This is a genomic window from Halomonas sp. A40-4, from assembly GCF_015767635.1.
Taxonomy (GTDB): domain Bacteria; phylum Pseudomonadota; class Gammaproteobacteria; order Pseudomonadales; family Halomonadaceae; genus Vreelandella; species Vreelandella janggokensis.
The window spans coordinates 2,659,620-2,684,406 of record NZ_CP065230.1 but is presented as its reverse complement, the minus strand read 5'-3'; the positions used below and the strand labels follow the sequence as shown (position 1 = coordinate 2,684,406).

General features: G+C 56.0%; 28 protein-coding genes and 7 tRNA genes. 17 read left to right on the top strand and 18 right to left on the bottom strand.

All coding sequences use genetic code 11. The features are described from left to right. Positions 1–48: 48 nt before the first annotated feature. The gene (locus IT895_RS12710; protein ID WP_085917790.1) at positions 49–2,214 is read left to right on the top strand and encodes a methyl-accepting chemotaxis protein; all 2,166 of its coding nucleotides are present in this window, start codon (positions 49–51) and stop codon (positions 2,212–2,214) included. 57 nt (positions 2,215–2,271) lie between these two features. Here IT895_RS12710 and msrB read toward each other — a convergent pair whose 3' ends face one another. From msrB to IT895_RS12685, 5 genes are all read right to left on the bottom strand, one after another. After that, positions 2,272–2,670 (bottom strand): peptide-methionine (R)-S-oxide reductase MsrB, encoded by a 399-nt coding sequence (gene msrB, locus IT895_RS12705; RefSeq protein WP_085917791.1) that lies wholly within the window; start codon positions 2,668–2,670, stop codon positions 2,272–2,274. 146 nt (positions 2,671–2,816) lie between these two features. Further along, on the bottom strand, positions 2,817–4,403 hold the full coding sequence (locus IT895_RS12700; protein ID WP_085917792.1) for a gamma-glutamyltransferase family protein: 1,587 nt from the start codon (positions 4,401–4,403) through the stop codon (positions 2,817–2,819). A 30-nt stretch (positions 4,404–4,433) separates the two neighbouring features. Then, positions 4,434–5,759, bottom strand: coding sequence for a TRAP transporter large permease (locus IT895_RS12695; RefSeq protein WP_085917793.1), 1,326 nt, complete (start codon positions 5,757–5,759; stop codon positions 4,434–4,436). Positions 5,760–5,762: 3 nt separating this feature from the next. Then, the gene (locus IT895_RS12690) at positions 5,763–6,272 is read right to left on the bottom strand and encodes a TRAP transporter small permease subunit (RefSeq protein ID WP_085917794.1); all 510 of its coding nucleotides are present in this window, start codon (positions 6,270–6,272) and stop codon (positions 5,763–5,765) included. Between the two features lies 1 nt (position 6,273). Further along, a complete protein-coding gene (locus tag IT895_RS12685) occupies positions 6,274–7,377 on the bottom strand; it encodes a TRAP transporter substrate-binding protein (RefSeq protein ID WP_066317930.1) in 1,104 nt (367 codons plus the stop codon). Between the two features lie 312 nt (positions 7,378–7,689). Here IT895_RS12685 and IT895_RS12680 point away from each other — a divergent pair. The 12 genes from IT895_RS12680 (at position 7,690) to IT895_RS12625 (ending at position 12,426) form a co-directional block, all read left to right on the top strand. Next, a tRNA-Glu gene (locus IT895_RS12680) sits at positions 7,690–7,765 on the top strand. Positions 7,766–7,789: 24 nt separating this feature from the next. Further along, positions 7,790–7,864, top strand: a tRNA-Gly gene (locus IT895_RS12675). A gap of 79 nt (positions 7,865–7,943) precedes the next feature. Further along, positions 7,944–8,019 (top strand) — tRNA-Glu (locus tag IT895_RS12670). 37 nt (positions 8,020–8,056) lie between these two features. Next, a tRNA-Gly gene (locus IT895_RS12665) sits at positions 8,057–8,131 on the top strand. A gap of 22 nt (positions 8,132–8,153) precedes the next feature. Then, a tRNA-Glu gene (locus IT895_RS12660) sits at positions 8,154–8,229 on the top strand. 22 nt (positions 8,230–8,251) lie between these two features. After that, positions 8,252–8,326 (top strand) — tRNA-Gly (locus IT895_RS12655). 218 nt (positions 8,327–8,544) lie between these two features. After that, positions 8,545–9,519 carry an ABC transporter ATP-binding protein gene (locus tag IT895_RS12650; RefSeq protein WP_085917795.1) on the top strand — a complete coding sequence of 325 codons (975 nt, stop codon included), beginning with the start codon at positions 8,545–8,547 and terminating at the stop codon, positions 9,517–9,519. Next, on the top strand, positions 9,516–10,289 hold the full coding sequence (locus tag IT895_RS12645; RefSeq protein WP_085917796.1) for an ABC transporter permease: 774 nt from the start codon (positions 9,516–9,518) through the stop codon (positions 10,287–10,289). Before IT895_RS12650 ends, IT895_RS12645 begins: the two co-directional genes overlap by 4 nt. A 3-nt stretch (positions 10,290–10,292) precedes the next feature. Next, the gene (gene queF / locus IT895_RS12640; RefSeq protein ID WP_199283659.1) at positions 10,293–11,126 is read left to right on the top strand and encodes an NADPH-dependent 7-cyano-7-deazaguanine reductase QueF; all 834 of its coding nucleotides are present in this window, start codon (positions 10,293–10,295) and stop codon (positions 11,124–11,126) included. Positions 11,127–11,174: 48 nt separating this feature from the next. After that, entirely contained in the window at positions 11,175–11,735 is a 561-nt protein-coding gene (locus IT895_RS12635; RefSeq protein ID WP_085917798.1) for a nitroreductase family protein, read from the top strand. Between the two features lie 2 nt (positions 11,736–11,737). Beyond that, positions 11,738–12,244, top strand: coding sequence for a YiiD C-terminal domain-containing protein (locus IT895_RS12630; protein WP_085917799.1), 507 nt, complete (start codon positions 11,738–11,740; stop codon positions 12,242–12,244). A gap of 94 nt (positions 12,245–12,338) precedes the next feature. Then, positions 12,339–12,426 (top strand) — tRNA-Ser (locus IT895_RS12625). A 91-nt stretch (positions 12,427–12,517) separates the two neighbouring features. Here the strand turns inward: IT895_RS12625 and IT895_RS12620 are convergent. The 11 genes from IT895_RS12620 to IT895_RS12570 all read right to left on the bottom strand — a co-directional run bounded on the left by IT895_RS12620 (position 12,518) and on the right by IT895_RS12570 (position 18,898). After that, positions 12,518–13,684 carry an Arm DNA-binding domain-containing protein gene (locus IT895_RS12620; RefSeq protein ID WP_199283658.1) on the bottom strand — a complete coding sequence of 389 codons (1,167 nt, stop codon included), beginning with the start codon at positions 13,682–13,684 and terminating at the stop codon, positions 12,518–12,520. 129 nt (positions 13,685–13,813) lie between these two features. Then, the gene (locus tag IT895_RS12615; protein WP_199283657.1) at positions 13,814–14,029 is read right to left on the bottom strand and encodes a helix-turn-helix transcriptional regulator; all 216 of its coding nucleotides are present in this window, start codon (positions 14,027–14,029) and stop codon (positions 13,814–13,816) included. Beyond that, positions 14,026–14,319, bottom strand: a complete 294-nt coding sequence (locus IT895_RS12610) for a hypothetical protein (protein ID WP_199283656.1) — start codon at positions 14,317–14,319, stop codon at positions 14,026–14,028. The genes IT895_RS12615 and IT895_RS12610 overlap by 4 nt, the downstream gene beginning before the upstream one ends. Beyond that, positions 14,309–14,533: a TraR/DksA family transcriptional regulator gene (locus IT895_RS12605; RefSeq protein ID WP_199283655.1), complete on the bottom strand. Its 225-nt coding sequence runs from the start codon at positions 14,531–14,533 to the stop codon at positions 14,309–14,311. Before IT895_RS12605 ends, IT895_RS12610 begins: the two co-directional genes overlap by 11 nt. Continuing rightward, positions 14,526–14,855: a hypothetical protein gene (locus tag IT895_RS12600; RefSeq protein WP_199283654.1), complete on the bottom strand. Its 330-nt coding sequence runs from the start codon at positions 14,853–14,855 to the stop codon at positions 14,526–14,528. Before IT895_RS12600 ends, IT895_RS12605 begins: the two co-directional genes overlap by 8 nt. A gap of 14 nt (positions 14,856–14,869) precedes the next feature. Continuing rightward, the gene (locus IT895_RS12595; RefSeq protein ID WP_199283653.1) at positions 14,870–17,536 is read right to left on the bottom strand and encodes a toprim domain-containing protein; all 2,667 of its coding nucleotides are present in this window, start codon (positions 17,534–17,536) and stop codon (positions 14,870–14,872) included. 46 nt (positions 17,537–17,582) lie between these two features. After that, positions 17,583–17,843, bottom strand: a complete 261-nt coding sequence (locus tag IT895_RS12590) for an ogr/Delta-like zinc finger family protein (RefSeq protein ID WP_199283652.1) — start codon at positions 17,841–17,843, stop codon at positions 17,583–17,585. Then, on the bottom strand, positions 17,843–18,046 hold the full coding sequence (locus tag IT895_RS12585; protein WP_199283651.1) for a hypothetical protein: 204 nt from the start codon (positions 18,044–18,046) through the stop codon (positions 17,843–17,845). The genes IT895_RS12590 and IT895_RS12585 overlap by 1 nt, the downstream gene beginning before the upstream one ends. A gap of 38 nt (positions 18,047–18,084) precedes the next feature. After that, positions 18,085–18,288, bottom strand: a complete 204-nt coding sequence (locus IT895_RS12580; RefSeq protein WP_066317083.1) for a hypothetical protein — start codon at positions 18,286–18,288, stop codon at positions 18,085–18,087. A gap of 31 nt (positions 18,289–18,319) precedes the next feature. Further along, entirely contained in the window at positions 18,320–18,526 is a 207-nt protein-coding gene (locus tag IT895_RS12575; RefSeq protein WP_066317085.1) for a hypothetical protein, read from the bottom strand. A gap of 45 nt (positions 18,527–18,571) precedes the next feature. Next, entirely contained in the window at positions 18,572–18,898 is a 327-nt protein-coding gene (locus tag IT895_RS12570; RefSeq protein ID WP_199283650.1) for a hypothetical protein, read from the bottom strand. A gap of 92 nt (positions 18,899–18,990) precedes the next feature. On the opposite strand from IT895_RS12570, the gene IT895_RS12565 reads away from it, so the two are divergent. The 3 genes from IT895_RS12565 (at position 18,991) to IT895_RS12555 (ending at position 21,843) form a co-directional block, all read left to right on the top strand. Further along, complete coding sequence (locus IT895_RS12565) at positions 18,991–19,656, top strand: XRE family transcriptional regulator (RefSeq protein ID WP_199283649.1); 666 nt, start codon at positions 18,991–18,993, stop codon at positions 19,654–19,656. A 101-nt stretch (positions 19,657–19,757) separates the two neighbouring features. Next, positions 19,758–20,867, top strand: coding sequence for a ParB N-terminal domain-containing protein (locus tag IT895_RS12560; RefSeq protein WP_199283648.1), 1,110 nt, complete (start codon positions 19,758–19,760; stop codon positions 20,865–20,867). After that, on the top strand, positions 20,857–21,843 hold the full coding sequence (locus tag IT895_RS12555) for a hypothetical protein (protein WP_199283647.1): 987 nt from the start codon (positions 20,857–20,859) through the stop codon (positions 21,841–21,843). Before IT895_RS12560 ends, IT895_RS12555 begins: the two co-directional genes overlap by 11 nt. On the opposite strand, the gene IT895_RS12550 is transcribed toward IT895_RS12555, so the two are convergent. Next, positions 21,844–22,788 (bottom strand): DNA cytosine methyltransferase, encoded by a 945-nt coding sequence (locus tag IT895_RS12550; protein WP_233337243.1) that lies wholly within the window; start codon positions 22,786–22,788, stop codon positions 21,844–21,846. A gap of 134 nt (positions 22,789–22,922) precedes the next feature. Beyond that, on the bottom strand, positions 22,923–24,242 hold the full coding sequence (locus IT895_RS12545; protein WP_199283646.1) for a Y-family DNA polymerase: 1,320 nt from the start codon (positions 24,240–24,242) through the stop codon (positions 22,923–22,925). 116 nt (positions 24,243–24,358) lie between these two features. On the opposite strand from IT895_RS12545, the gene IT895_RS12540 reads away from it, so the two are divergent. After that, positions 24,359–24,709: a hypothetical protein gene (locus IT895_RS12540; protein ID WP_199283645.1), complete on the top strand. Its 351-nt coding sequence runs from the start codon at positions 24,359–24,361 to the stop codon at positions 24,707–24,709. Positions 24,710–24,787 lie beyond the last annotated feature (78 nt).

Genomic DNA, 24,787 nt, shown 5'->3' with positions numbered 1-24,787 from the left:
TATCCATAAAAGCTTCTTAGAAAAAATACATTCTTCACAGGGATCATTATGCGCAACAACCAACCCGTCACGCAGCAAGAATACCCATTAACTGAAGAGACCGTGCTGATATCGCGCTCGGACTTGAAAGGCAACGTGACCTATGCGAACCCGACGTTTGTTGAAGTAAGTGGTTACTCCCGCGATGAGTTGATTGGCGCGCCGCATAATTTAATTCGACACCCGGATATGCCCGAAGCGGCCTTTGCGAATTTATGGAAAACCCTGCAGGCAGGCACTACCTGGCAGGGCCTGGTCAAGAACCGCCGTAAAAACGGTGATCATTACTGGGTGCATGCCACGCTTGCTCCACTGCGTGACGGTGACCGTATCGTGGGGTATACATCGGTACGCCGAAAGGCGAGTCCCAAGGCCGTTGCCAAGGCGGAAAAGGTCTACGCCGAGATGCGTGAGAAAGGCAAATCCAGGCACTACACCCTGGTACGCGGTGAGCTTCGACGCAAGGGGGTTATCGGCATCGTCTCGCGCTTCAAGCTCACCAGCCTGCGCGCAAAGCTGATCGGCATGGTGCTGGCGTCCGTGGCGCTGATAGGGATTGCTGGTGGACTGGGTATTTACGGATTGATGGTCTCCGGAGATCGCCTGGATACCCTGAGCCGCTCGGGACTGGATGACGTCGCGAGCCTGCAGGGAATCGAACAGGCCGCCGGGCAGGTAGTGGATGAGCTGGATCCCGCCGTGCTCAATCCGCGCGCCGTGGACGCCGATGAACTGGCCGCGTCGGTCGGCACAAAACGGGAAAGGATCGAGGCGCGCTGGGACGAATACCGCGCCGATGAAGATCCCGACAGCCAGGCACTGCAGTCCTTTGGCTCAGCGCTCGGCAACTGGAGCGACGGGGTCGATCAGGCGGTGACCGCCCTGGTCGAGAAGGAGAGCTACGACGCCTTTGTCGCCTTCAACGATATCGTCAAGCCCGGCACGCAAACGTTGCAAGCCGAGGTCAGCCAACTGGTTGAAAGCGAACGAACCTTTGCTGCCGAGATGCTGGCGGAGGCCGACCAGGGCCGCCAGCAGATGATGATTGCCCAGCTGGTGCTGATGGGGCTGGGCGCGGCGGTCATGATCGGCTTGAGCGTGCTGATTCTGAAATCGGTGCTGCGTAGCCTGGCCGGCGCGCGCTACGTGACCTTCCAGATTGCCGCGGGCAACCTGGCGGCCCGGGAGCGTCGCCAAACCGGTGATGAGCTAGGTGAGCTTCTGTACTCGCTCGATACGATGCGTTTTAGCCTGTCAGGTATTGTGGGTGACGTTGAAAACCGTGTCTCGGTGGTTACCCCGGCCATTCAGCAGATTGCCGCCGAAAATGAGGAACTGGCGTCGCGTACTGAGCAGCAGGCATCGTCGCTGCAGGAAACGGCCTCGAGCATGGAAGAAATGACTTCGACCGTGCAGCAGAATACCGACAATGCCCGCAAGGCGAGCGAATTGGCCGTACAGAACTCGCACAGTACTCAGCAAACCAGCGAGCAGATGCAGCAGCTGGTTGAGCGTATGCAGCGGATTGCTCAAAGTGCTGAAAAAATGACCGAAATGATCAGCGTGATTGACGGCATCGCCTTCCAGACCAATATTCTTGCCTTGAATGCCTCTGTGGAAGCCGCCAGGGCTGGCGAGCATGGTCGAGGGTTTGCGGTGGTGGCCAGTGAGGTACGTAACCTTGCCGGGCGAAGCGCTGAAGCCGCCCAGGAAATTCGTCGCATGATCGACAGCACCACTCAGGAAGTCACCGGCGGGCGAAGCGCCGTGGAGGAGGCCGAGAAAGCGATCGACGCCGTTATGCGCCAGGTCAACCAGGTAAGCGAGCTGATGGAGTCAATCAGCACGGCATCCAGTGAGCAGAGTAGCGGAATTGGGGAAATCAATTCGGCGATTGCTGAAATGGATAACGTCACCCAGCAAAACGCCACCAAGGTGCAGTCGATTGCCGCGTCGGCGGATAACCTGTCCCTGGAAGCTTTCGAGTTGGCTAACGTGGTGGACGCATTCCGCCTGGAAGGGGCTCAGGAAGAGAGCATCAAAATAGCTCGCGCACATCTGGAAAGAATGAATCAAGCCACTCAGAAAACCGCCAAGGCATTACCCAGCCATTCTTCATCGACGAAAGCGCGCGAGGTGGCGACTGAAACTGCTGATCAATGGGATGAGTTCTAACGCTAGGGTGCGCGCAGATCATTGCGCCCGCCACTTGGTGGGCGCAATGGGTAACATCTATTCGTCGGGATGAAACTCAAGGGCTACCGAGTTGATACAGTAGCGCAAGCCGGTACTCTCGGGGGGGCCATCGGGGAATACGTGGCCAAGATGCGCATCGCAGTGGGAACACACCACTTCGGTGCGCACCATGCCATGTGTAGTGTCCTGATGCTCTTCGACGCAGCGGGTGCCAAGCGGACGGTCAAAGCTTGGCCAGCCGCAGCCTGCATCAAACTTGTGTTCGTTCTCGAATAGAGGGGCATGGCAGCAAACGCAATGGTAGATACCTTGCACCTCTCTGACTTGGTAGTCCCCGGTAAACGGCCGCTCAGTGCCTTTTTCACGAGTGACGCGATACTGCTCCGGCGTGAGTTTTTCTTGCCATTGATCCGGGGATTTTTCGATTTTTGCCATGGGGGTCTCCTCTCCCGCTTCCTGACTCAGGATAGCGTATCACTATCGTAAAGGACTTTATCGCCAAGGGCACTATCGTCAATGACAGTGCCTGGCCTGCTTGAGTTCAGGATGCGCAATATCGGCAAAAATCGCCAGCCAAGCCATCAAACGCTGGCCGCGCCACCGTTACTACGCGGGTCGTGAGCGCTTTCAATCAGCCCGTCAGGGTGATGAACGATACCTCCCGCATGTCCCATGGTGTCGCTGAACGGCTCATCGAGCACTTCGACATCATGCCCAGCCGCCTTGAGCGCTGCCACCAGTTTGGCGTCAAAGCGATCCTCGAGTTTTAAGTTCATGCTCGATTCGCCCCAAGTACGGCCCAGGAGCCAACGTGGTGCGGTAACCGCCTGCTGCAACGGTATGTGGTGAAACGCGTAGCGCGAGAAGACCGCGGCTTGCGATTGCGGCTGACCCTCACCGCCCATGGTGCCGTAGACCATGGTACGGCCATCGTTAAACCGGGCCATCGCTGGGTTAAGCGTATGGAAAGGCTTGCGCCCAGGGGCCAGTCCACGAAGCGATTCCGGGTCAAGCGAGAAGCTGATACCGCGGTTCTGCCATAGCACGCCGCTTTCCGGCAGGACAACGCCGCTGCCAAACTCCCAGTAGATGCTTTGTATGAAGCTGACTGCTCGACCCTCGCTATCTACCGCGCCCATCCAGACGGTATCGCCTGGCGCTGGATCGTGGGGCCAGGGCAGTGCTTTGGATGAGTCGATCTGGGCAGCCTCAGCGGCAATGCGTTCGTCGCTGAGTAACCCTTGAAGCGAGGTGGGGACCCGCGCCGGGTCCGTGACGTATTGGTCACGCAGCATGAAGGCGCGCTTGGTGGCTTCAATGAGGCCGTGCAAGTGACCAAAGCCATTGGGTTCGGTGGCTTTGATGCGCTCGTAAATGGCGAGGATCATCAGCGACGCCACCCCCTGGGTAGGGGCAGGGAGGTTATACAAGGTGGCGTCGGTGAGGCCTACTTCCAGGGGTGTCACGCGCTGGGCGCGATACTCGTGGAAGTCCTGCAAACGCAGCGGGCTACCCAGCATCTCCAAATCCCGGGCCATGCTTTCGGCCAACTTACCGCGATAAAAATCATCCAGACCGGCCGTGGCCAGTCGTTCCAGCGTCGCGGCCAAACGCGGCTGGCGAAGCCGGTCGCCTTCTCTGGGCGCTTGACCATCGACCAGAAGTGCCTCGCTGAACCCAGGGCTTTGTGATAAGCGCTCCAGGTGCTTGGCAGTCAGCGTTTCCTGGCTCTTGGAAACCGCGACGCCTTTTTGTGCATGACCAATGGCATCGGCCAGCAGCGTTGTCAGCGGTAGAGGTTTTCCCCAGTCGGCGGCAACCGCTAGCGCCTCCTGCCAGCCGCTTACCGTGCCTCCCATGGTGAGGGCTGCTTTAGGACCGCGTTCGGGAATCTGCGTGTCACCGGCATAGAAATCCGCATTGGCCAACCCCGCAGCTGGGCCGCAGGCATCAATGGCCACTGGTGCCTTGCCAGGCTCATGGATTAACCAGAAGCCATCACCGCCAAGAGCATTCATGTGCGGATAGACCACGGCGATGGTGGCCGCGGCCGCGACCATGGCTTCCACGGCGTTGCCCCCCTGCTTGAGTACGTCTCGACCGGCACTGGCGGCGAGGTGGTGCGGAGCGACACAACTGCCGCTGAAGCTACGTTGCGTATGGAGCATAAGCTGTCCTTTTATTATTGAGCCTGAGGTTTACCAGCCAATGGCGGCAGGCAGCCACGTGGCAATACCCGGAAATAGTATCACCATGGCAATGGCGAGAAACTGTAAAGCGATAAACGGTAGCACGCCGAGATAGATATCCAGCGTGGTGACGCCTTTGGGGGCGACGCCTTTGAGGAAAAACAGTGACCAGCCGAAGGGCGGCGTTAAAAACGAGGTTTGCAGCACCAGCCCCACCAGAATGCCCAGCCACACCATGTCAACGCCCATCTGGATAAAAAAGGGCAAGAACAACGGCAGGGCGATATAGCTGATTTCTATCCACTCGAGAAAGAAACCGAGCACAAACATCAGCAGTAGCATGAAGAGCAGTGCACCTATCTCACCGCCGGGTACCCACTCGAACATACGCGCTACCAGGTGCTCGCCGCCAAGACCACGAAACGCCAGGCCGAATACCTGCGCGCTGATTAGGATAAAGAAGACCATGGATGAGATGATCAGCGTTGCCTTCGCGACCTCTGTCAGTAGGTCAAGGCTAAGCCGCCCGGAGCTGGCAACAAATACCAGGGCGCCCAGCGCGCCCATGGCGGCGGCTTCAGTGGGCGCGGCAATGCCGCCGATGATCGAGCCAAGCACGGCAACGACCAAGCCCACCGGCGGGCCTACCACCAGTATGACCTTGCGTAACAATTGCGCCTTGCCCATTTGGGCACGCTCTTCGGCAGGGATCGGTGGCATTAGATGGGGTTTCCAGGCGGCGAGCGCAAGAATGGCAATAATGTACACCGCTGCCAGGGTCAATCCAGGCATCATGGCGGCAGCGAACATAGTGCCCACCGACTCACCCAGGATCTCTGCCAGTAGAATGAGCACAAGGCTTGGAGGAATAATCTGCCCCAGCGTGCCAGAGGCGCATATCATCCCGCTGGCAAGTGCCTTGGGGTAGCCGCGACGCAGCAGTGTCGGCAAGGTGAGCAGGCCGAGCGTCACGATGGTGGCGCCGACGATGCCCGTGGCCGCACCAAGCAGGACACCGACAAAAATAATCGCCACACCCATTCCGCCCGATACATTACCGAACAAGTGACCGACTACATCGATCAGTTCGGCGGCAAGTTTCGACTTTTCGAGCATCACACCCATGAAAACGAACAGCGGGATAGCCATGAAGGTGTAGTTGGTTACCACGCCGTAGATACGCGACGGAAGCAGGTTGAAAAGCATCGGACCAAAGCCGATAAAACCAAAGACAAAGGCGGTTGTGGCAATGCTGATCGCCACCGGAATGCCGATCAGTAGCATGACGAAAAAAGCCCCGATCATGCCGATCGCCAGCCATTCATTTAAAGACATCGGTTAGTCACCTTGTGCGGGGAGTGCGAACGCATTGCGCAGTGCATGGGCCAGTCCCTGCAGCGCAAGCAGGGTGAAGCCAAAGGGAAGAAAGGCCTTTAAAACCCAGCGGTAGGGCAGGCCACCAGGATTGGGTGACCCCTCGCCGCGGCCAAACGATTGCGCGACCCAGGGAAGCGTCAGCCAGGCGATATACAAGCCCATAACCAGCAGCGTGAGCCCGCCGAACACCTCGATAGTACGTTTTACGAGCACCGGGAAGTGCTCGTAAAAAACGTCTACCCGAACCTGTTCGTCGTTAAGTAGCAAATACGCCATGCCGAACAGGGCAATGGGCGATATCAAGTGCCACTGCAGCTCTTGCAGCCATAGGGCTCCGAAGTCGAACAGGTAACGCAGTATTACATCACCGGAGACCAGTGCTACCAGCAACACACAGGTCCAGGCGGCGATCCGGCCAAATAGCCGGACCAGCACCTCTATGCTATTAACTACCTTTTCTACCGCTCGCATATCACACTCCGATGATATCGCTTAGCCAAGCGCGTTCACTGGCACCTGCCCAGCGGTCATGTTGAGCCTTGAAGGCCATGTAGCTGTCGTGGATTTTGCGTACCGCCGGATCGGCGTTGGCTTCGGTTTGCAGCGTATCCAGCGTGGCTTCGCGCAGTGCATTGACGATTGATTCTGGCAGTTGATTGGCGATGACCCCGTGATTATCGACCAGGTCGGTCATGGCTTCACCGTTCACGGCCTCCGACCAAGTCAGGCTTTCCAGGCAGGCGGCCATGCACGCCGAGCGAACAATCATCTGCAGATCTGCTGGCAGACTGTCCCAGTGGGATTTGGAAATCAGTAGCTCACCGGTGGTGGAGGGTTCGTGCCAGCCGGTGGTGTAATAGTATTTCGCAGCGTCTTGAAGTCCCATACGGCGGTCCTGGAAAGGGCCGACGAATTCGGCGGCGTCAATCACGCCGCGTTCCAGCGCCGGGAAAATCTCACCACCGGGTAATACGCGGGCATCGACACCGAGGGAAGAGTAGACCTTGCCGGCCAGGCCGGGAACGCGCATGCGCAGGCCATCAAGCTGGCTGATGTCTTCAATTGGTTCACGGAACCAGCCGGTCATTTGTACGCCAGTGTTATTCAGCGGGAAGGCGACCATGCCATACGGCTCGTAAAGCTCGTGCCAAAGCTCGAGGCCGCCGCCGTGATAAAGCCAGGCCATATGGCCCATAAAGCTCATGCCGAATGGCACGGTGGTGAAATACTGAGCGGCAAAGGTCGTGCCTGACCAGAAATAGCTGTTGGCCGCATTCATTTGGATAGTGCCGCTCTGTACCGCTTCAAACCCCTCGAGCGCCGGGATCAGTTCACCCGCGGCAAAGTGTTGAATATTGAGGCGACCACCCGACATGGTGTTGATTTTTTCGATGACATCGGTGGGGCTGCCGGGTCCCTCGACATAAAACGGAGAGCCTGGCCCGTAGGCATTGGTCATGCGCCAGTTAAAGGTTTCGGACGACTGTGCTCGCGCAATGCTGGGAGCTCCCAATACCAATCCTGCAGTGGATGAAACAGCGGCGGTCGTAAGAAACTTGCGGCGTGTAAAGGTCATGAGTCACCTCTTGGCGGTGGAGAAATCAAGTTTGTCCCACCAAGGTGTTAGCAAACGCCATGCCATAAAATCGATTTTATTTTAAATAAAAGATTTTTACAGTGTTTATCGGCTGTCGCTTACCGCTACCGTGGTGGCCGTTGCACTCAGCTGGCGCGCCGCGTCATGCTTTGTGCACCACCTTGAGGCGGCTATGTGCCTGCGTTGATGGAAGTGACGCTGCCGAGTCGGGAAGGGCGATTGGGCCGGGAATGCTTGACAGTTCAATAAGGGGTGAGTAACATACGCGCCACCTCGACGAGGCATTGCGACGTCCCATTCGTCTAGTGGTCCAGGACACCGCCCTTTCACGGCGGTAACAGGGGTTCGAACCCCCTATGGGACGCCAACTAAATCGTTAAGGTATCGGAGTGCGGGAATAGCTCAGTGGTAGAGCATCGCCTTGCCAAGGCGAGGGTCGGGAGTTCGAATCTCCTTTCCCGCTCCAATTAGGTGTGTGGTAAAGCAGACGAGGGTCGTGAGCTGGAACGCCAGCCCGGTCGAATCTTCTTTCCCGCTCCAATTGCGTCCCATTCGTCTAGTGGTCCAGGACACCGCCCTTTCACGGCGGTAACAGGGGTTCGAACCCCCTATGGGACGCCATCCGATAGCGAGAATGCGTTAGGCGTAGGTTTATAAAGCGGGAATAGCTCAGTGGTAGAGCATCGCCTTGCCAAGGCGAGGGTCGGGAGTTCGAATCTCCTTTCCCGCTCCAATTAATTTTATGCTTGCACAGTGTCCCATTCGTCTAGTGGTCCAGGACACCGCCCTTTCACGGCGGTAACAGGGGTTCGAACCCCCTATGGGACGCCATCTCGTACTTGTCTTTTGCGCTGCGGGAATAGCTCAGTGGTAGAGCATCGCCTTGCCAAGGCGAGGGTCGGGAGTTCGAATCTCCTTTCCCGCTCCAAGCGCATACTTAGATAGGGCATACTGCCTAGGGTCGTGAGCTGGAGCGCCAGTCCGATCGATCTCCTTTCCCGCTCCAAGCGCACCCATCTCTACTTTCCTTCTCTTCAGTTATTCATAGCCTTCCGGGGCAGAACTGTTTGAAAAAATAGTTTGCGCCCTAATATCTAATGTTTACGCATGTGATGACTTCCTTATTTTTGCTGACAGGACATGTTTATGGCCGAACCGGCATTGTCGATACGTGGCCTTACCAAAGAGTACGGTAACGGCTTTCAAGCGCTAAAAGGTATTGATCTCGACGTCCAGCAGGGCGATTTTTTTGCGCTCCTGGGCCCCAATGGCGCAGGCAAGTCTACTACCTTGGGCGTGGTTTGTTCGTTGGTGCAGAAGACCCAGGGAAAGGTATCGGTCTTTGGTATCGATATCGATAAAGACTTCTCTAAAGCGAAATACCAGATCGGCGTGGTACCGCAAGAGTTTAATTTTAACCAGTTCGAAAAAGTGCTCGATATCGTGCTGGCGCAAGCGGGCTATTACGGTATGACGCGTCGTGAGGCGCTGCCTCGCGCCGAGCAACTGTTGACCGACTTGGGGCTGTGGGACAAGCGCAATGGCAGCGCAAGAATGCTGTCCGGCGGCATGAAACGCCGCTTGATGATTGCGCGTGCCTTGATGCACCGACCTAAATTGCTGATCCTTGACGAGCCGACCGCGGGCGTGGATATCGAGCTACGCCGTAGCATGTGGGAGTACATGCGCCGCATTAATCGTGACGAAGGCACTACGATCATTCTGACGACGCATTACCTGGAGGAGGCCGAGAGCCTGTGCCGCAATATCGCGATCATTAATCACGGCGAAATCGTCCGTAACACCAGTGTGCGGGAGTTGCTCACCGAACTGAGTCGAGAGACCTTTCTGTTGGACCTTGCTGTCCCTGTCAGTGATACCCCCGTGGTGGAGGGATTTGATATCCAGCGAGTGGAAGCCTCGCAGCTATCATTGGTGATCCATCGTGGCCAGCGACTCAATGATGTGTTTGGTGCATTAACCGAGCAGGGCTTGCAGGTTGTCTCCATGCGCAACCGCGCCAACCGCCTGGAGGAAATGTTTGTGTCGATGGTGGAAGGCGGTCAGAGCGCGATCGATCAACGGGCAGAGCAGCCTCAAGCACAGGAGGCGCGGGTATGAACGCCAGTCAAACGCTCATCGCCCTGTGGACGCTGGTACTCAAGGAGATCAAGCGCTTTACGCGGATATGGCCGCAAACCTTGTTGCCACCCTCTATCACTATGGCCATGTACTTCATTATCTTTGGCAATCTGATCGGCTCGCGCATTGGGGCGATGGACGGCTTCACGTACATGGACTTTATTGTTCCCGGGCTGATCATGATGTCGGTGATCACCAACAGCTATTCCAACGTCGCCTCCAGCTTCTTCTCGAACAAGTTCCAGCGTTCGATTGAAGAGATGATGGTCTCGCCGATGCCTAACTGGGTCATCTTATCCGGTTTCATTTTTGGCGGTATGGCCCGTGGTCTTGGCGTCGGGCTGATTGTGACCATTGTTTCGCTGTTTTTTACTCGCCTGACCGTCGAGCATCCGTTTCTGACCGTGCTGGTGGTGGTATTGACGTCGGCGCTGTTTTCCATCGGTGGTTTTATCAACGCGCTGCTGGCCAATAAATTCGACGACATTTCCATCGTGCCGACCTTTATCCTCACGCCGCTGACCTACCTGGGGGGAGTGTTTTACTCGATTTCCATGCTGCCCGATTTCTGGCAGGGCGTGTCGATGCTCAACCCGATTCTGTACATGGTGAATGTCTTCCGCTATGGCTTCCTGGGTGTGTCGGATATCCCGGTTGGCTGGGCCTTGGCTGCCGTCCTGGGCTTCATTGTCGTGTTGTTTGTCGTAGCGCTTCGCATGTTGGAACGTGGTAAAGGAATCCGGAGTTAAGTCATGTCGCATCGACCCGAAACACTGATGGAGGCACCGCTGGGGCGCGAATCTGCTTATCCAGACGCCTATGATCCTGACCTTTTGTATCCGATTCCCCGTGCGGCCAATCGAGCCCCGTTGGGCATTGTCGAGGGCAGGCTGCCGTTTGTCGGTGAGGACGAGTGGCATGCGTTTGAGGTGTCCTGGCTGAACGGGCGTGGCAAGCCGGTGGTGGCTGTTGCACGCTTTCGTTTGCCCGCTGACTCACCCAATCTGATTGAGTCAAAATCCTGGAAGCTATACCTCAACAGCTTTAATCAGACTCGCTTTGCCAATCAAGACGACGTCATTGCGACATTAACCCGGGATTTAGCAGACGCAGCGAATGCGCCGGTTGGCGTCGAGCTTTTTGATGTTGACGCCGACACCTTGGCGCCTCGGCAGCTTCCGGGGGAGTGCCTAGATGCGTTGGATATCGAGGTGAGCGATTACACCCCGAGTGCTGACCATTTGAAGGCAGGTGATCAGGTGGTGGAAGAAACACTGTACTCGCACCTTTTAAAATCCAACTGCCCAGTGACCGGTCAGCCGGATTGGGGCAGCGTCATGATTCGCTATAAAGGTCCGCAGATCGAGCGAGAGGGGCTATTGCGCTATTTGATCGGCTATCGTCAGCATCAGGACTTTCACGAACATTGCGTTGAGCATATTTTTACCGACCTGATGCAGCGCACCAAGCCCACTGAACTATTGGTCCTGGCGCGCTATGTGCGGCGCGGAGGGTTGGACATCAGCCCCTGGCGTGCCACGCCTGGGCTTGCGCCGCCTAGCCCGCTGCGTCTGGCAAGACAATAAATGATTGCGCTAAAGTAGCGCTCATCTCATTGAACCGACGGAGTCATCATGGACGCACTTACGCTGCTGCACGAACGTAGCTCCATGGGCAAGCTGAACGAGCCCGCGCCCAATGCCGAGCAGCTTGGCGCAATCTACCGGGCTGCGCTGCGTGCCCCTGACCATAAAGAGCTGCGCCCCTGGCGGTTTATCGAATTCAGCGGGGAAGGGCGTGAACGCCTGGGTGAGCTGTTTGCCGAGGCCGAGTTTCAGGAAGACCCGCATGCCAAGGATTCCGTGCTTGACTCGGCGCGCAAAAAACCACTGCGGGCGCCGATGATCATTGCCGTGATCGCCAAGGTGACGCCGGATATTGCCAAAGTGCCCAAGATGGAGCAGGTGATCTCCGCCGGCTGCGCGGCCCACGGTATTCTGCTGGCGGCTCATGCGCTGGGTTTGGGGGCCATGTGGCGTAGCGGCAAGTATGCCTTTGACCCCGTGGTGCACAAGGGGTTGAGCCTGGAAGACGACGACGAGGTCGTTGCGTTTATTTATCTGGGAACCCCCGCTGGTCGCCACAAGCCGCTTCCTGAGCATCAAACTGATGACTTTGTCGAACGCTGGAGTTAGCCATGGCAAGCAGCCGAGAAGCCGGTGTCGCTTACCCACGGCTACCGTTAACCGAAGGGTCGGATGATCTTGTTGCCTTTCAGCAGTGGCTCGGCGAGGCAATTCCCATGGTTGGCGCGCTGGGCATCATGCAGATGGATCGCCAGGGTGACACGCTTACCTGGCAACTGTCGTTAAAGCCCAGCCTGAATGATAAAGGCACCGGTTTTGGTGGAGCGCTCACCGCGCAAGCGACACTACTGGGCTGGTGCTGGGTAACGTTATGGCTGCGCGCGCAGGGCAGAGCGCAAGACGTGGTCGTCGCCGAATCGAGCCAGCGCTTCCATGCGCCGGTGACGGCAGATTACCGCATGGTATGTAGTCCGCATGATTCCCAAGGCCCTGTAATGCTTGCCGACAAGCTTCAGCAACGCGGTAGAGGGCGCATTACGCTGGATCAAAAGCTCTATTGCGGTAACACGCTGTGCCTGGAGGCGACCGGCAGCTACGTGGTTCTTCCCGAGGCCTGATCTGAAAATGGCTTGCTATTTCGCAGCTTAGGCCATAGAATACGCGCCGTTCTGTTGGGAAAAGCATCGCTGGTCTCAAAAGAACAAACAACGCGGAGGAGTGTCCGAGTGGTCGAAGGAGCACGCCTGGAAAGTGTGTAAGTCGAAAGGCTTCGAGGGTTCGAATCCCTCCTCCTCCGCCAAGAATTTTAGAAGGGGAATCAACATCTTATGTTGGTTCCCTTTCTTCGTTTATGGGCCCTGGGAGCGGTTTTGGGAACAATCCTGGGAATGCTAGAGGCCTAGCTGCTTCTCGATTAGAGCAGGGATGTCCGGGCCGTCACCACGAATCCACTTGCCATAGCGCTGCTGAATCATGGTGATGGTCGCGTGGCCAACGTGGTTCGAGATCCAGTGAAGGGGCACCACGCCAAGCGAAAGCAGCTGACTGATAAAGGTGTGCCGGCACTGATTAGGGCCGCGATAGCGAACCCCCGCTTTTTTCAGATGGGTTTTCCAGAAGCGCTCGCGGATCGCATTTTCGTAGAAGGGCTGGTTGTTACGTGAATTCAAAAACACCAGGCGTAGCTTCTCTTTGCGCACCGTGCGATTGTCACGATCGACAACTTCATAAACGCGTGGCTCCAGCTTGCCCGTCATGGCATATTGCGCCTGCAGCGCCTCGCGGGCAGGTTTGAGCAAGTGGTGAACGCGCGTTGAGCGTTTCGTCTTGGTTACCTTAAACCGTCCCCGCACGACTGCTCGCCGATATCGAATGATCCCTTTCTCAACATCCAGCACGTCTTCCCAGGCAAGTGCCTGCGCCTCTGAAATGCGCGGCCCGTCGTAGATAGCAAACTGGATCAGGTTGAGTTCCTGAACGCGATTTGTGGGCGTTGTCAGGATCTTCTCGATCTCGCTTCGCGTAAAAGGATCTGGATCTTCATCGTCGGGCAGCCGAATGGTGATGCCGCTGGTGGGGTCAAACGCCTTCTTATTGCGCGTGGCATACAGGCGAAAGGTTTGGCGCATGATGCTGACGATCTCTTTGATCGTTTTGTTGGATAGGTGTGCCGCCAACTCCTTTTGAATCCAGTCCTGCAGCTCGATATGGTCGATTGTATCTGCCTGGGCTTCGCCCCATTTGGGCCTTACGTGCGTTTCTGCCTTGGAATGCACGCCGCGAAAGCTGGAGTAGGCGAGCTCGTTTTTCTTGATAGCCAGCCAGAGGTCCAGGTAATGGCCGAAGCGGTTTTCAGCCAGGCGTTTTGATTCAGGAAAATGGCGAGCATAATCGAAGGTGCCCGCTTCAATCTCGTAGTTGATGATGGTGACAAGACGCTTGGCATGATCAATGTTTTTTTCCGTGGCTGGGCCTGGCAGTGGCTCCCGGCAAAGTTCTCCTTCCCAGCGAAAATAGACGCGCACGGCATTGCCGCGCACCTCGACACCTTCTGCCATATCCGATCCCTTTCAGACTGTAAATATAAACAGTTTATTCCAGTTTGAAAGAGTAAGAAAAGGGCGCCTTTCTTATACCGTTATCTAAATTCATGATTCAAACGCCGCGCTGGGCGGCGTTATGGGATGTTACTGTTTACGCTGAGTTGCTCTAGCGGCCACACAGTTGGCGATCCAGCTTTCAACTTCTTCTTCCAGCCAGGCAACGCTCTTCCCTCCGATGGGGACAGGCGCGGGGAAAGTCCCTTTTCTTATGCCGTCATAGATGGCAGAGCGACTTTTTCCTGTACGGCTCTCTACTTCCTTTCTGCGCAATAGGCGGTTACCGGTAGATGATGTGGTCATGATTTATTACCTCTTAGCTGCTTCCACTTCATGAAGCGTTGGTGAATGCGGCGGAACGTGGCCGCCGCGGTTGGGTTGTGATCCAGCTCCGACCGGCTTTGGATCTGGCAGGCGGCGCAGAGCCAGTCGCGGGCGTCGTCGGCGTTGTGGGTGCCGTCGGGTAATTGGGCCTCGGTGAGGCCCTGTTTGTGGCGGCGGCGTTTGTCCAGGTAGTCCTGAAAGGCGCGATCCTGGCAGAGCATGGCCGCTTGCCGTGCAAGCCTGCCGCCTTTGACCGGTTCAGCGCACATGCCGCCTCCGTTGCTCGCGAATGCCCTGGCACTCGATGCAGGTGGTGGCCCAGGGCGCGGCTTTGCGTCGGGCGGCGGGGATCTCGTCGCCGCAGTCTTCGCAGTCCGGATCGGAAGCGGCCATGTCGATTCCTAGCCACTTGGGGCGGCTGGCCAGCGCCGCTTCCATGCGGCGCTCCATGGTGTCGGTGGCAATGTCGGCGTTATCAGCCATCGTTCACCTCCTGGGCTTTGAAGCGGTAGATTGGTGTGACGCTGGGGCAGCGGGTCACGGTGATGGTGTTGTCGTTGAAGGTGTCTTCCACCACGTCGCCGTCGTTGATGATGATCAGGTGCTCCATATCCTCGATAGGGTTTTCCGAGAGCGCGGTGAGCGTTTCGTGAGGCAACGTTTTCAGCGTGTTGAAGGCCTCAAGCTTGGCTTCTTGAAGCTCGCGCTCGGTTTGCTGGTACGCCCGCCGGTGCTGGTTGGCGATGCTCGTTAACCGGCTGATGCGGGTCAGGGCGTTGTAAATGGCGTTATCGTGAAAAGTCATGATGGTTAGCTCCTTCATTGTTGAAACACCCAACACTTCACGCTGCCGCCGTGGAGGCGGACGCGGGAGTTCACGGTGCGGTTGGAATCCACAAACTTGCGGGTCTTGCTGCTCTTCAGGTACCGCTTCAGCTCGCGCATTTCCGGCGTGCGCAGCTTGTATTCGGCGCAGGTGCGCTCGAAATCCTTCAGGTTGATGGCGATCAAGTCGCTGCCCTTGCCGTAGTGGTTCAGCATGGGCTCGTCGCGCAGGCCTTCGATGTAGTCGACGGCTTCCCAGAATTCGGCGACCAGGGGATGGTCGGCATTGATGGATTGCTGACGCTCGCGGGCCATCTGCTGGATGTGGCCCATGGCCACGGTGATGGTCTGCTCATCGAACAGGCCGAGCCCTTCCGGCCCCAGGCATTCCACCAGGGCCATTAGCTGGCCGTGGCATTTGGCGATGCGCAGCACCTTGATATCCGGGTCGTCGCCCAGCTGGTTGGCGTACCGGCGGGCGCGCTGGGTGATTAAGGCCAGCAGCGCGGCTTCGCGCTGGGCGACCTCGAGGGCAAACTGGCTAACGTGCTCGAGCTCGGCTTTTTCCAACGCCTCGGCCATGGCCTTGGTGTCTTTGTTTTGGCCTTCCCGGGAGAAGTGCAGGTGACAGATCCGCGTTTGGATGGCCTCGCCCGCCTGTACCGGGGCGTTTTGGCTGATCACGATGCTGCCGCGAAAGGGCGGCTCGTAGGTGTCGTTACCGCTGTTCTTCACGCCCCGGGCGCGAATCGAGCGGCCGTTGAAGGCGGTCTTGAGCTCGTCCCAATCGAACTGCTTTTGCTTGGCGCCGCCTTCCTGCTCGCGGTCGGACTCGATCAGCACCACCGGCAGGTTGCTCACCTGGGCGAAGTTGCGCGAGCGGGCGGGCATGGTGGCCTTGCTGGGGTCAAAGCCCTCGTAGTCGCGGCGGCCGCACAGCTTCCACAGAAACTCGATCAGCGTGGATTTACCCGCGCCCGCTTCGCCGACGATCTCCAGAAACGGGAAGCTGCCCATTTCGGCGCGGATCTGCTCGGCCAGCAGGCTGCCCATCCAGTAGCCCAGGGCTACCACGCCCCTGGGGCCGAACGCGCCGAGCAACTGCGGAATCCAGTCGGTGCTGAACGCTTTGCGATCAGGGTTGATATGAAGCGCCACGGACTGGCTGAGAGTCTTCAGCTGGCGGCGGGGGCCGAGCTCGAAAAAGTCCTCGCTGTTGATCGGTACCACTCGGCCACCGGCCACGGCGAGATCACCGAACACATAGGCACCGTGGTCTTTGCTGTAGCCGATGAAATCGATGGTCTCGACGGTTTTGATGTTGCCGATCTGGTCCTGCAGCAGTTGGTCCAGCTGCTGGCTCGTGCCTGTCCAGACAGCGCCAGGGGCCACGCCCAGCAGGCGCTTTTTGTACTCGCTGGCACTGGCCAGCTGGCCGCCGCTGAAGGTGTTCTTGATCGGCGGGCGACCGTCGGGGAATTCCACGCGGTAGTAGTACCAGCTCTCATCGGTGACCGCGTTGGCCTGGTAATACAGCGCCGTGGGGTAACAGGTGCAGATCCGCTTCACGCTGCCCGCTTGCTCCAGCGCCGCATCGCGCATGGCCGGGTCGAGCTGTTCCTGGTCGTGGCCATCCGCTCCATCGGCGCGCAGGGCACGGTCGAAGGCGTCCATATCCAGCTTCCACCACCACACCTGGCGTTTGAACTCGAACCAGAACTCCCGCTGCTCGCGGCGCTTGTACATCAGCAGCGCCTTGGCCATGGCGGTCGGCGCTAACAGCAGGTCGCCGTGGTAGCGGTAGGTCTCGCGGTCGGTCTCGGTCAGCTCACCGCGCTGGTGGGCATCGTTCCAGTCGTGGCCACCGTGGGGAATTTGCGAGGCGTGGCACTCCCAGCCAGCCGCCCGGGCACGTTTAACGTGCTTGAGCGTGGCGTTGTGGCCAGCGCGGTTGTTATCCAGCGCCCACACCAGCGCCGGGCGGCTGGTGCCTGCGTGGTGGGCGGCGTCCGCCATGGCTTTGAGCGCTGCATCGGGGTAGTTACCGCAGCTCATGGCGGACACAGCGGCGATGCCGTGGTGATACAGGGCGATGGCATCGAAGATGCCTTCCACGATCCACACCTCGCCGGCGGCGACCAGGTCGCTTAGCGTCAGCGCCGGCGGACACCACCACTGGCCCTTATAGCGGCCGACGAAGTTGGCTTTTTGCTTCCCGAAGCGCTCCGGGTTATCCAGCAGGCGCTCCCAGTAGGTGCCGCCGGGAAGGGCAAAGCGCACGGTGGCGGTGCCGCCGATCTCCGGCTTCCAGTAGCTCTCTTGCGTGTACCAGCCCTGAATACGAGAAAGCTCAAAGCCACGGCCGTCGCGCAGGTAGCCATCCGCCACTGGCGTGGCGGAGGCGGGCTGTTCCCCCGCTTTGGGACTGTAGCGTTCGCTCCAGGAGCGGAACAGGTCAGGGAACAGCGCTTTCACGTGCAGCTGCGCGCCGCAGTTGTTCTCCCGGCCACATTTCAGCATCCACGGCGCGTCGGCATTGATATACGCCTCGCGCTTCCCGCACTCCGGGCAGCGCACCCGTTGCAGGTAGGGGCCGCGCTCAATAGCCTCAAAATCGCTTATCAAGCGCGTAACAATGTCCTGGCGCAGCGATGGATTCACGCTCGCCTCCTTAGTTTCAGAGTCATTGGCTGGGCCGGTCAGGCGTTTACGATGCCTGGTGCGCCTGCTTGATCGCTTGTTGAAGCAACCTGGGCGTAAACGGCAGATCCACCTGGGCGTTGGGGCTGTCGCTGGGTGTCAGCGTGTTGCACACCTCGATGCGCGCTTTGCCCCGAAACCCACAGTCTTCATTGCGGCATTCCACGACCGCCTCGCGGTACACCGGCGTTAGCCCCTGGCTTTTGCGAATGCGCAGGTTGTGGCCACAGTGCGGGCAAGGAAGGCGGTGTTTGCTGGTCATCGTCATCAGTGTTTTCTCTCAATGGGGTAAAGGGCGCGGCCTCGGCCGGTGAGTCCTTGGGTGCCTTTGCGCAAGCGGCGACGCATCAACCACTCGGCGGCTTCGTCCAGGCTCGATAAGTTCTGCTGGTCGCATACCTGCTGCAGCACGTCCTCTAGCTGCTCATTCAGCGGAAGGCGTAATTCGCCGCGGGCCGGTTGGTCAGCCATACATCAGTGCTCCTTGGGGTCCTCAAAAAGACCTGCCTTTACGACGCCTCTTGAGGCACATTGCTAACGGAGAGATCAGCAACGCCCAGCGTCTCCAGTGCTTCTTTCAGCACCAGTTGACGTAGCAGCGAGGCTCGGTCGATGCCGGTGTAATCCACCAGGGCATCGATCAGTCGGGCCTCGTACTGATCCAAATTGAGAGCGGCGTAACGAGAGCGCACACGTTTGGGGTCCTGGTACATGGCAAACATCCTTATGCAAGGCAGCGGGTCGTCATTCGGCACTGAGGGTGTCTTGGTCGTACTGCTCGATACCGCGCAGCATGAGCATGCGAGCGGTGGCGGACAGCGTGCGCATTTCCAGCTGGGCGATACGCTTCAGGTCGTCGCGCTCGTTCTCGGTCACGTGGGCCATGATTGGGCAGTTACACCCCTTGGGGGCATAAATTGCCTTTGGGGTAATGGAGTTAGGGCGGTTCATGGGTTAGGCTTCCTTGACAAAGTGAAAGACAATGCGAACCAGTGGTTAGCGCTGGTACAGGCGAATCAGCTTGCGTTGCACGAAGTGCTCATCCAGGTGGGTGCGCAGCGCTTCCAGCGCGTGTTCCCGCTGAATGTCGGAATGCTGGCCGTTGGCGATCAACGTGGCCGCCAGTTGGCCTACCGCTTCGGCGGTGGTGCGCTCTTCCAGCGCTTCAATTTCCGCCAGCGGGTTGAGCGTTTGGCTACCGCCGCCGGTTGCCAGCTGCAGCAACTGGCGAGTGCGTTGCGGGCATCGCTCCAGCTCAACGGTGACGCCACGATAGGTCACGGTTTTAGGGTGTAGCGGTGTGGGTTTGGCAGGTGTGGCCATGGCAGTGGCTCCCTAGCTATGTGTTGTGATCTGAAAGACATCGATAGAATGGTTCACAAAAATGAACCTGTCAATAAGGATGGTTCATAAAAATGAACATTGGCGAGCGCCTGAAAGAAGAACGCGAGCGGATTGGGCTGAGCCAAACGGCTCTCGCCCAGATCGGTGGCGTGGGTAAAACGACACAAATTAAATATGAAAAAGGCGCTAGCAGCCCTGATTCTGCGTACTTGTCGGCAGTGTCAGATGAAGGCGTTGATATCTTTTATGTGCTCAAGGGCCAGCGTTCAGGAACACCCGACGCACAACCATTGGGGTTGCCGTTAAGTGAACCATCGCCGGATCTCTCGCCGGTGAAGATGTACGACATCGAAGCCGCGGCCGGGGCAGGGCGCAGCTTTGAAGGCGAGCCGGTGCAGACAACGCTGTACTTTTCCACGGCGGAGCTTTCCGACCAGGGGCTGGATCCCGCTCAAGTGGTCGGTGTGAAAGTGCGCGGCGATTCGATGCTCGGCACGCTGGATGATGGCGACTGGGTGCTTGTAGATCGCAGCAACCGCGACCCGAAACAGGAAGGCGTGTTTTTGCTACTGGTAAGCGGGGAACGCCGTATCAAGCGGGTACAGCGCCTGGCGGGCGGCGCGCTGTACCTGATCAGCGACAACGACCACTACCAGCCGGAAATGATCAAGCCGCAGGATATGCACGATGTGGAGATCCTGGGGCGGTGTGAGATTCGGATTGGGCGGGTTGTGTGACTGTAAAACTATGAAGGTAGTTTTTTGGCTATGGGGCTTCGAGCATCTACTTTCCCTAGAATAATGGCAAAGCTTTACTTATAAATAATTTGGAGTATGAAATGGAAGATAATGGGATCACTTACGAAAAAGTTGATGATTTGCATTTAGACATGGAGAACCCAAGACTTCCTTTGGGTGTAAAAAAAACAGAAAAAGATGTACTTACCTATATTGCAAATACTACTAGCCTTGAAGATTTAATGGATGCAATTGCCAAAAATGGTTTTTTCCCTGGTGAGCCTTTAGTTGTTGTTAAAGAAGGGGGTAAGTTAGTAGTAGTTGAAGGGAATAGACGTTTGTCTGCAGTTAAGCTAATAAATGATCCTAGCTCGATGAATAGGCCGGGTCGTTTGATTAGGGAGATTTCTGGAACAGTTGAATATCTAATTGATGAGTTGCCTGTTGTAATAAAAGAAACTCGTGAAGAGGTTTTGCCATACTTGGGTTTTAGACACATTACAGGAGTTAAGCAGTGGGACCCGCTCTCAAAAGCAAGGTATATGAAGCAGCTTTTTGAGAGGACGGATAGTCATATAAGCGCGCCTGATAGATATAAAGACGTTGCAAGAGCTATTGGTTCTAAGAGTAATCATATTAAAAGGAGTCTTGACGCTCTCGCTGTCTACGAGGAAATTGAAGAGCAAGGCTTTTATGATATTGCTGAATTGGATGAAGAGTCCATCAAGTTTTCTGTTTTATCAACGGCACTGGCAGATGAAAGAATTGCCAATTTTATTGGAACAGCTAAAAAAGATGAGGATGGTGACTCTGAGTATCAACACCCTATTGTTGATGGTAGTTGTTTAGATAGAGATTCTATAAGGAATCTAACTATATGGCTTTATAAAAAAGATGAATCAGGTTCTACTAAAATTGGCGAATCGCGAAACCTGAAAATGTTAGGTGCTGTGTTAGATTCTGAGCAAGCATGCCATGCTTTCATGAAAGGCAGTAGTTTAGATTATGCATATAGGCTATCGAAAGGCTCAGATGAGGAGTTTATTGAGCTTTTATATATAGCTCAGGCTTCTATTGAAAAAGCTGCAAGTTTAGTTGCTACTTCAGATTTTTCTCAAGAAGCCTTGGATGCTGCAAGAGATATTAATAAAACTATTAAATTGATTGGTACGAGTTTGAAAGAAAAAAAGGTAGATGATGATGAATTTTAATATTGGAGTTCAGCATCCCTCTACTCCTCATCTCTATGCTGATTTAGTTGAGCTTTTAGCAGTGTATGATTATTTGGGTAAAGGGGAGTTGCATAAAAATGATGTTGTTAGCTTGGCTAATGGGTTGCCTGTAGTTGCTGATGAGTTTGATGAAACTATTGATGAAGATGAAGTGCCTTTTTCGGATGCTCTAAAGTATGAGATTCGTGAATCTAAGATTGAAGACTTATGGACTCAGATGAGTTACAGATGCACTTCTTTCTCTGAAAGTTATCCATTTGAGATAGATGGAGATCGTATAATTATAAATACTGATTGGAGTTCGTCTAAGCATAGAGTATATAGGTTTTTATTAGCAGCATCTAGACTTCGATCCTTCCATAGGAGTAGTAGGTCTAAGTGGGCAAAAGTATTTGCAAATATAAGCGCGCTGGCGTTAGAGTCTCTTCTTCCTACTCATGCTGATGTCAAGATATTTGATGCTAATTCTGAAGATCGCCGTGACTTTTATGGCACTAATTGTAGAGAGGCTTTAGTGAGACTGGGTGAACAAATCTGTGTTCAAGATATAAATAGAAGAGGAATCGATAAGTTGCATTCGTCAGGAGACGCTGGCATAGATTTAGTTGGAGTAGTGTCTTTTGATGATAACGCCTCGGGTTCACATGTCGTATTTGGGCAATGTGGAGCTCAAGAAAGAGAGTGGCCTAATAAAATATTAGAAGCACACCCTATTAGTTTTAGATCATATTTTACTTTATTACACGATACCGTTACTACGATGTTTACTCCTGTAACTTATCGTATGGCCAATGGTGATTGGGTAAATGATAGGCATGTTAGTGGTGCACTTGTTCTAGACCGGCTTCGTATACTAACTCTATTAGATAAGAATGACATGTTTGATGAGATCGTTCAAAAAAATTATTTTGTGGATTTTGAAAACGAGTTCATGCGCTATGAAGTTGAGATGTAGTTAGTTATCCCATATGTCTGGCAATGCTTCAGCCACCGCTTGAAATAAGGGCGGTGGCACAGCATTACCTATTACTTTATAGCGCATGCTCATGCTTCCGTATTTATGCTCTGGAAACACTAAATCACCAAATCCTTGTAGCTTAGCTGCCTCTCGATAGCTAAAACGGCGCGCTGGTCCATCATGTGTGAAACGCCATACGTTATGCTCAAGCTTCTCGAGTGGCGGGCTCATTGGATGAAGCGGCATGTGCCTTGGGTTGGCCACAATCGTTTTTGACTGATCTGCCCATTCGTTACGACGGTTTCTTGATAGGTAGTACCAATGGAAGTCTAGATCGTAGAACTCCCCCTCTGGCCATTCAGGCATTCCTCCAATGGCATCGTGAATTGTCGTTTTTGCAGCCCCGCCCAGCACGCCATGGGTTGGCTGTGGGAATTCATACTCAATACCAAAGTCGTCTCGTATACCGACGATGAAAATCCGCTTACGTTCTTGGGCAACGCCGAAGTCGGCTGCATTAAGCACTTGGAATGAAACGTTGTAACCAGCTTCAGTAAATACCCGCTCCTGGTCCTGGAGGAGGTAGGCGTAATTTTTACGCACCATGCCAGATACATTCTCAACAATGAATGCCTTGGGCCGTATCTGCCTCAGCGCGCGTGCAAATTCAAGATACAGCGTGTTGATTTTTCTGTTAGCGTCGCGAACGCCGCCTTGACTGAATCCTTGACAGGGGTAGCAGCCAACCAATAACTCAGCATCTGGAAAATTTTCTATTTTGCTGATGTCGCCTAAGCGGTAGTCAGTCTCTGGGTGGTTGTGCTCATATACTGCCTGCGCGTATGCCAACACATCGTTGGCCATCAGCACATCAAAGCCAGCATTGATGATGCCAGCGTCTGAGCCTCCGCAACCTGAGAAAAGTGACACTGCTGTTGGCATGACGTTACCTTAAGCTTTAACTCCCTCTCGGGATGAATGTTCTTGAAAGGGTGGGATTCTAACGTCTCTTGGCCGAGTAGGCACACCCTCATTGCGCTAATTCTTTATTTCATGAATGAAACACATTCTAATACTTAGATGGTTTCATGGCCAGCCCCATTTTTAGCCACCCCCTCATCCGTATACGCCTTCACCAACTCATCCCAGTTCGTCGTATAGCGCGGGCTGCGGTGGGCGCAGCGTAGGTGCCAGGGGGCGTTCTTTTCCGGTAGGCCCAGGCGTACCGTTCCTTTTCCCATCTTCTCGTTCAGCGCGTCCATGGTGGCCATGAGCTTGTGGCTGCGCTGGCGTTCTTCCTCGGTTTGCGGGGTGTCCATGAGGCTGAGCTGCTGGCGGTTTTCGTCGGTGAGGTCGAGCATCATCACGCCTGCCTTCTTGTAGCCGTATTTGGGCCGGTAGATCTTGCGCAGCGCTTCCTGGGCGGCGTGGAGAATGTCGCGGGTGTCTTGGCTGGGGCGCTCCATTTCCACCACCAGGCTGGGCGAGTATTGGGGCAGGTCGGGGCGGAAGCGGTCGGTCTTGAGGAAGACCAGCACGGCGCGGGCGAGGCTTTTCTGCTCGCGTAGCTTTTCGGCACCGCGCTGGGCGTGCTGGCGAATGGCGCCCTGCAGGTCAGCGAGTTGCTGTGTGGGGCGGCCGAACGATCGGCTGGTCATGATGCGCTTCTTGGGTTCATGCAGGTCGTTCATTTCCAGGCAGCTGATGCCGCGCAGCTCCAGCACCGTGCGCTCCATGTTCACCGAGAACTTACGCCGCAGGCGTTTGGCGTCTGCCTCGCGGAGATCCCAGGCCGTTTTGATGCCGAGGATCTGAAGGCGCTCGTTCAGGCGGCGGCCAATGCCCCATATATCGCCCACGTCGATCTGCTGCAGCAGGTGTTTGGCCTCGTCGCTATCCGCATGAAAGATGCACACGCCTGGGTAGCCAGGGTGCTTTTTGGCGATGCGGTTGGCCAGCTTGGCAAGGGTGTGGGTCGCCGCTACGCCCACGCACACGGGAATGCCGGTGTAGCGGTGGATTTTCCAGTGCAGGCTTTTGGCATGCTCCAGGAGTGCTTCGGGTGTGAAGCCATCCATGCGCACGAACATCTCATCGATTGAGTAGGGCTCCACGCCAGCGGTTTCCTGCTCGAGGGTGGCTTGTACGCGATGGGACATATCCCCGTAGAGCTCGTAATTGGAGGAGTACAGAATCACCTCGCCGCGGTCGACCAGGTGGCGGACGTGGTGCGCCGGGGTGCCCATTTCCACTCCCATGGCTTTCAGCTCGTTGGACCGGGCCACGATACAACCGTCGTTGTTGGACATGATGCCCACGGCGCGGCCGTTGAGCTTGGGATTGAACACCCGCTCGCAGCTCACGTAGAAGTTGTTGCAGTCCACCAGCCCGATCATTTTTGCCTCCTGCTACTTGTGTAATACTGTTTATTTATACAGTATTAGCCACAGGGAAAGCGACAGGCAAACGCTAATGTACGTCGCCAAACATCGAGCAAGCACAGGGGGAGCGAATGCGAGTGACTTACTTGGGGCCAGCCGTGGTGGGCATTGATCATCCAGCGGTAGCGGAAATGGACAGGCGAAAATTTACCCCCAGCTGTTTTCTCGTGGAGATTAGCGAGGAAGCACATCCAGGCGGGCCGTTGATGGAAGGTGACGTGCTGGTGGTGGATGAAGCGCGCTCGCTGGGCCACGCCGATCTGGTGGTGGCTGAGATAGAAGGCGAATACCGGCTGTTTAAATCCCATCGCGCCGGTAGCCGCTGCCGGTTATTGCCGCCCAACGGTGGGCAGGGCTACTTTGTGAACGCGCAGCAGTTCAAGGGGGTGGTGGTCAGGCAGGCGAGGTGCTGGGCCGTGTAAGCGATTTCTTACACGCGCTGTGGGTAATGGCTTACATCATCCTGAGAAGAAATTTGCCAATCTGACAATGTCGCCTTG

Bases quoted from the DNA above. Each gene is read 5' to 3' on its own strand.
- IT895_RS12565 (WP_199283649.1), top strand. From the start codon at position 18,991: ATGAACATTGGCGAGCGCCTGAAAGAAGAACGCGAGCGGATTGGGCTG.
- IT895_RS12645 (WP_085917796.1), top strand. From the start codon at position 9,516: ATGAACGCCAGTCAAACGCTCATCGCCCTGTGGACGCTGGTACTCAAG.
- IT895_RS12550 (WP_233337243.1), bottom strand. From the start codon at position 22,788: ATGCCAACAGCAGTGTCACTTTTCTCAGGTTGCGGAGGCTCAGACGCT.
- IT895_RS12710 (WP_085917790.1), top strand. From the start codon at position 49: ATGCGCAACAACCAACCCGTCACGCAGCAAGAATACCCATTAACTGAA.
- IT895_RS12620 (WP_199283658.1), bottom strand. From the start codon at position 13,684: ATGGCAGAAGGTGTCGAGGTGCGCGGCAATGCCGTGCGCGTCTATTTT.
- IT895_RS12575 (WP_066317085.1), bottom strand. From the start codon at position 18,526: ATGAACCGCCCTAACTCCATTACCCCAAAGGCAATTTATGCCCCCAAG.
- queF (WP_199283659.1), top strand. From the start codon at position 10,293: ATGTCGCATCGACCCGAAACACTGATGGAGGCACCGCTGGGGCGCGAA.
- IT895_RS12630 (WP_085917799.1), top strand. From the start codon at position 11,738: ATGGCAAGCAGCCGAGAAGCCGGTGTCGCTTACCCACGGCTACCGTTA.
- IT895_RS12635 (WP_085917798.1), top strand. From the start codon at position 11,175: ATGGACGCACTTACGCTGCTGCACGAACGTAGCTCCATGGGCAAGCTG.
- IT895_RS12605 (WP_199283655.1), bottom strand. From the start codon at position 14,533: ATGGCTGATAACGCCGACATTGCCACCGACACCATGGAGCGCCGCATG.
- IT895_RS12555 (WP_199283647.1), top strand. From the start codon at position 20,857: ATGAATTTTAATATTGGAGTTCAGCATCCCTCTACTCCTCATCTCTAT.
- IT895_RS12570 (WP_199283650.1), bottom strand. From the start codon at position 18,898: ATGGCCACACCTGCCAAACCCACACCGCTACACCCTAAAACCGTGACC.
- IT895_RS12695 (WP_085917793.1), bottom strand. From the start codon at position 5,759: ATGTCTTTAAATGAATGGCTGGCGATCGGCATGATCGGGGCTTTTTTC.
- IT895_RS12650 (WP_085917795.1), top strand. From the start codon at position 8,545: ATGGCCGAACCGGCATTGTCGATACGTGGCCTTACCAAAGAGTACGGT.
- IT895_RS12580 (WP_066317083.1), bottom strand. From the start codon at position 18,288: ATGTACCAGGACCCCAAACGTGTGCGCTCTCGTTACGCCGCTCTCAAT.
- IT895_RS12685 (WP_066317930.1), bottom strand. From the start codon at position 7,377: ATGACCTTTACACGCCGCAAGTTTCTTACGACCGCCGCTGTTTCATCC.
- IT895_RS12610 (WP_199283656.1), bottom strand. From the start codon at position 14,319: ATGTGCGCTGAACCGGTCAAAGGCGGCAGGCTTGCACGGCAAGCGGCC.
- IT895_RS12700 (WP_085917792.1), bottom strand. From the start codon at position 4,403: ATGCTCCATACGCAACGTAGCTTCAGCGGCAGTTGTGTCGCTCCGCAC.
- IT895_RS12585 (WP_199283651.1), bottom strand. From the start codon at position 18,046: ATGGCTGACCAACCGGCCCGCGGCGAATTACGCCTTCCGCTGAATGAG.
- IT895_RS12690 (WP_085917794.1), bottom strand. From the start codon at position 6,272: ATGCGAGCGGTAGAAAAGGTAGTTAATAGCATAGAGGTGCTGGTCCGG.
- IT895_RS12600 (WP_199283654.1), bottom strand. From the start codon at position 14,855: ATGACTTTTCACGATAACGCCATTTACAACGCCCTGACCCGCATCAGC.
- IT895_RS12615 (WP_199283657.1), bottom strand. From the start codon at position 14,029: ATGACCACATCATCTACCGGTAACCGCCTATTGCGCAGAAAGGAAGTA.
- IT895_RS12560 (WP_199283648.1), top strand. From the start codon at position 19,758: ATGGAAGATAATGGGATCACTTACGAAAAAGTTGATGATTTGCATTTA.
- IT895_RS12545 (WP_199283646.1), bottom strand. From the start codon at position 24,242: ATGATCGGGCTGGTGGACTGCAACAACTTCTACGTGAGCTGCGAGCGG.
- IT895_RS12590 (WP_199283652.1), bottom strand. From the start codon at position 17,843: ATGACGATGACCAGCAAACACCGCCTTCCTTGCCCGCACTGTGGCCAC.
- msrB (WP_085917791.1), bottom strand. From the start codon at position 2,670: ATGGCAAAAATCGAAAAATCCCCGGATCAATGGCAAGAAAAACTCACG.
- IT895_RS12540 (WP_199283645.1), top strand. From the start codon at position 24,359: ATGCGAGTGACTTACTTGGGGCCAGCCGTGGTGGGCATTGATCATCCA.